General features: G+C 71.5%; 5 protein-coding genes. 4 read left to right on the plus strand and 1 reads right to left on the minus strand.

The features are described from left to right. Positions 1–24: 24 nt before the first annotated feature. Complete coding sequence (locus FNH08_RS45970; protein ID WP_152777628.1) at positions 25–945, minus strand: MaoC/PaaZ C-terminal domain-containing protein; 921 nt, start codon at positions 943–945, stop codon at positions 25–27. On the opposite strand from FNH08_RS45970, the gene FNH08_RS53320 reads away from it, so the two are divergent. From FNH08_RS53320 to FNH08_RS45985, 4 genes are all read left to right on the plus strand, one after another. Continuing rightward, positions 944–1,078, plus strand: coding sequence for a hypothetical protein (locus FNH08_RS53320; protein ID WP_265579851.1), 135 nt, complete (start codon positions 944–946; stop codon positions 1,076–1,078). The two genes, FNH08_RS45970 and FNH08_RS53320, sit on opposite strands and share 2 nt — an antisense overlap. Before the next feature lie 178 nt (positions 1,079–1,256). Then, positions 1,257–2,255, plus strand: a complete 999-nt coding sequence (locus FNH08_RS45975) for an ABC transporter ATP-binding protein (RefSeq protein ID WP_152777630.1) — start codon at positions 1,257–1,259, stop codon at positions 2,253–2,255. Beyond that, complete coding sequence (locus FNH08_RS45980) at positions 2,255–2,971, plus strand: ABC transporter permease (protein WP_152777632.1); 717 nt, start codon at positions 2,255–2,257, stop codon at positions 2,969–2,971. Before FNH08_RS45975 ends, FNH08_RS45980 begins: the two co-directional genes overlap by 1 nt. Positions 2,972–2,985: 14 nt before the next feature. Further along, on the plus strand, positions 2,986–4,219 hold a 1,234-nt coding region (locus FNH08_RS45985; protein WP_152777634.1), incomplete at its 3' end, for a sensor histidine kinase.

Genomic DNA, 4,219 nt, shown 5'->3' on the forward strand with positions numbered 1-4,219 from the left:
GTTCAGGGCGGGTTCAAAGTGGGGTCAGGAGTGTTCGACGAGGGTGTCGGCGAGCACGGGGGCGTCGTCCCGGTCGACGGCCGTCACCGACACCTGGACGCGGCTGTCCCCGCTGTTCCCGCCGTCTCCGCCGTCCCTGCTGCCCCCGCTGCCCCTGCTCCACATGCGGATGCGGAGCGTCTCTCCCGGATACACGACCCCGGCGAAGCGCGTGGCGTACGAGCGCACCCGGCTCACGTCGCCGCCGAGCAGCGTGTCGACGACGGCCTTGAGGGTGATGCCGTAGGTGCACAGCCCGTGCAGGATGGGCCGCTCGAACCCGGCGACCTTGGCGAACTCCGGGTCGGCGTGCAGCGGGTTCCAGTCGCCGGAGAGGCGGTACAGCAGTGCCTGGTCCTCGCGGACCGGGCGTTCGACGACCTTGTCGGGCTCGCCGGCGGGCGGTTCGAGGCGTGCCGACGGTCCGCGGGCCCCGCCCCAGCCGCCCTCCCCGCGTACGAAGATCTGCGCTTCGTTGGTCCACAACGGGCCCTCGGCGTCGGTGACTTCGGTGCGCATGACGAGGACGGCCGCCTTGCCCTTGTCGTACACGGCGGCGATGCGGGAGGTGGCGGTCGCGGTGCCCTCGGCGGGGAGGGGGCGGTGGATGCGGACGGTCTGGCCGCCGTGCAGGACGCGGGCCAGGTCGACGTCGATGCCGGGCATGGACAGGCCGCTGATGACCCCGGGCGAACCGGCGCCCGCGACGGTGGCGAAACTCGGCAGGACGTGCAGCCGGGACTCCAGGGTGTAGCGCAGTTCGTCGGGGTCGGTGGCAGGGCTGCGCTTGTCAGGATTCGCGGCGGCGCCCACGCCCAGGTGGTAGAGCTGGACGTCCTTCGGGGTCCAAGCGATCTCCCCGGACCGGGGTTCGGCGGCGAGGGCCTTGGCTGCGTCGATGGGCATGGGGCTCCTGACTCACGACACTGACGACACGCACGACACGCACGACACGCACGACAGAGGAGACCTCGATACGGCCGTCCGCACCGTCGGCCGCACCGAGGTCGTCACGGTGCCGCGGAACCCGCCCTTCTAGAACGCGTTCCAGTCCGGCGATCCCCTGTATAGCCCAGGCGCGTGTACTTGTGAAGACTCCTGACGGCACGTCAGATATGCATGTCGTGCCGGGCGGCGGCACCGGTGACATTTGTCCCGCCCGACTCGGTACAAGCGCATCTGCCGCGTCCCACCCGGGGGTTCGTAGCGTCGTAGCCATGACGCAGAGAGCTGGAACATCGCCTCACGCCGTGTCCTTCGCCGGCGTGGTCAAGGCCTTCGGTGCCGTACGGGCCGTCGACGGGGTGGATCTGGAGATCGCGCGCGGCAGGACGGTCGCGCTGCTCGGGCGCAACGGCGCCGGGAAGTCCACGACGATCTCCCTGCTGCTGGGCCTGAACCAGCCGGACGAGGGGCGTGTGGAGCTGTTCGGCGCTCCGCCGGAGGAGTCGGTGCGCGCCGGACGGGTCGGCGCGATGCTGCAGGACGCCCGGGCCGTGCCCCGGGTCACCGTCCGGGAGCTGGTCTCCTTCGTGGCCGGGCGCTATCCGGAGCCGTTGCCGGTGGCCGACGCGCTCGAACTGGCCGGGATCACGCAGCTGGCGGAGCGCCGGGTCGACCGGCTCTCCGGCGGGCAGACGGTGGGGGTCCCCCCGCTCGAGCGAAGCCGAGAGTGGGGGAGGGTGCGCTTCGCGGTGGCGCTGGCCGGGAACCCCGCGCTGATCGTCCTCGACGAGCCGACGGCCGCCCTGGACGTGGAGGCGCGGCACGCGTTCTGGGACTCGATGCGGGCGTACGCGCGGCGCGGACACACCGTCCTGTTCTCCACGCACTACCTGGAGGAGGCCGACGCGCACGCCGACCGGATCGTGGTCATCGACCGCGGCCGGATCGTCGCCGACGGCACCGGCGAGCAGCTGAGGCGGGCGGCGGGCGGCAACCTCGTCTCGATCGACCTGGCGGGCCTGGCGGGCCATTCGACCGACGGGCTCGAGCTGCTGCCGGGTGTCGTGTCCGTCGAGGTGCGCGGGCGGCGGGCCCTGCTGCGTACGGAGGACTCGGACGCGACGGTGGTCGCGCTGGCGCGGAGGGACGCCGTACGGGGGCTGGAGGTCGCCCCGGCCTCGCTGGACGACGCCTTCCTGGCTCTGACGGGCGCCTCCGTCCGTACGAGCACCCCCGCCCGCACCCACATTCAGGTCAGGGAGACGGTCTGATGCTCGACTATCTTCGGCTCGAAGTGCGCCGGACGCTGCGCGACACGGGGTTCGTGGTCGGTGGTGTGGCGCTGCCCGTGATGATGTACCTGCTGTTCACCAACCTCGGTGAACAGGAAGGGAGTTGGAAGACCGCCTCGATGGTCGGCATGGCCGCGTACGGAGCGGTGGGCTCGGCGTTGAACACCGGTGGCGGGGTCGCCGAGGACCGGTCCGTCGGCTGGCTGCGGCAGCTGCGCGTCACGCCGATGGCACCGCGCGAGGTGGTGCTGGGCCGGGCGTTGACCGGGTCGGTCACCGTGCTCCCGGCCATCGTGGCCGTGCTGGCCGCCGGCGGTCTCGTCAACGGCGTACGGATGGCCGCGTGGCAGTGGGCGGCGGTCGCGGTACTGCTGTGGCTGGGCTCGGTCCCGTTCACGCTGCTGGGCCTCGGCAACGGCTACCAGCTGACCGGGCAGACCACGGGCGTGGCGAACATGGTCTGCAACCTGGGGCTGGCGGTGGTCGGCGGCCTGTGGTTCCCGGTCACCCTCTTCCCCGGCTGGCTGCGCACGCTGTCGGCGTACACACCCACGAACCGCTTCGCACAGCTCGGCAGCGCGGTCGCCTCCGGCCACGCGCCCACGGTCGGCGCGGTCCTCGTGCTGGGGTTCTGGCTGCTGGCGTTCGGTTCGTACGCTGTGCTGGCGTACCGGCGCAATGCCGGGACCATCTGATCGGGGGCTGGGACATGTCCTGGTGGCGTAAGGCTGAACACAAGACCGAGTCCAAAGCCGAGCACAAGACCGAGCACAAGACCGAGCCCAAGGCCGAGCCCAAGGCCGAGCCCAAGGCCGAGCCCAAGGCCGAGCCCAAGGCCGAGTGCGAGGCTGGTGAGGGACCGCGGAACACCGGTCCGGCTCCTACCGGATTCAGCCTGCTGCCCTGGCTGCTGATGGGGATGGGTGCCTTCTCCAACCTCTTCCAGGGCGAGACCCCCAACCCGTGGATCGGCGGCCTGGGGCTGTTCACCTTCAACTCCCTCTACATCTACGTGGCGTTCCGTGCCTTCGTGAAGGAGAAGCGGGAAGCGGTCTCCACGCGGGTGGTACTGGTGTTGCTGGGTCTCGTGACCTGCGGTCTCGCCATGACGTACGGCGGCAGCTGGCTGCTGTTCTTCCCCTTGTTCGGGCTCGCGACCGGCGCGGTCGTGCGGATGCCGCACCTGCGCTGGGCCGGCGCGGTGGTGGCCGTGGTCGCCGGTGCGGCCTCCGTCTTCCACGAGGGCTGGGGCGGCATCGACACCGCGTACGCCACCTGGATCTCGACGATGGTGACGGCGGCGATCCTGTCCCTGGCCGAAGCGGTACGGGAACTGCGGGCGGCCCGCGAGGAGTTGGCCCGCCGCGCGGTCGCGGAGGAGCGGCTGCGCTTCTCCCGCGATCTGCACGACCTGCTCGGCCACACGCTCTCGGTGATCGTGGTGAAGTCGGAGGCGGCCCGGCGTCTGGCGCCGCGCGACCTGGACGCGGCGCTGCTGCAGGTGCGGGACATCGAGTCGGTCGGGCGTCAGGCCCTGACGGAGATCCGCGAGGCCGTGACCGGCTACCGGGCGGGGAGCCTGGCCACGGAACTCGACCGTGCGCACTCGGTGTTGACGGCCGTCGGGGTGACGTCCTCCGTACGGCTGTCCGGGCCGCCTCTGGCGCCCCAGGCCGAGGCTCTGCTCGGGTGGGTGGTGCGCGAGGCGGTCACCAATGTTGTGCGGCACAGTGGGGCTGGCCACTGTGCCATCAGCCTCACGGGCACGGAGGAGTGCGTCCGGCTTGTGATCTCGGACGACGGCGCGGGGGTGGGCGCGTCTGCCTCTTCGGTCCCCTCGGTCTCCTCTGGCTCCTCTGGCTCCTCTGGCTCCTCGCCCATCGGTGGTACGGGTCTGAAGGGGCTCACGGAACGGCTCGCGGCGGTGGGGGGTTCCCTGGAGG

Source organism: Streptomyces spongiae (genome assembly GCF_009377185.1).
Taxonomy (GTDB): domain Bacteria; phylum Actinomycetota; class Actinomycetes; order Streptomycetales; family Streptomycetaceae; genus Streptomyces; species Streptomyces spongiae.

What these genes read in the sequence shown, in the direction of transcription:
- FNH08_RS53320 (WP_265579851.1), top strand. Translation starts at nt 944, where the DNA reads ATGGGGCTCCTGACTCACGACACTGACGACACGCACGACACGCACGAC.
- FNH08_RS45980 (WP_152777632.1), top strand. Translation starts at nt 2,255, where the DNA reads ATGCTCGACTATCTTCGGCTCGAAGTGCGCCGGACGCTGCGCGACACG.
- FNH08_RS45970 (WP_152777628.1), bottom strand. Translation starts at nt 945, where the DNA reads ATGCCCATCGACGCAGCCAAGGCCCTCGCCGCCGAACCCCGGTCCGGG.
- FNH08_RS45975 (WP_152777630.1), top strand. Translation starts at nt 1,257, where the DNA reads ATGACGCAGAGAGCTGGAACATCGCCTCACGCCGTGTCCTTCGCCGGC.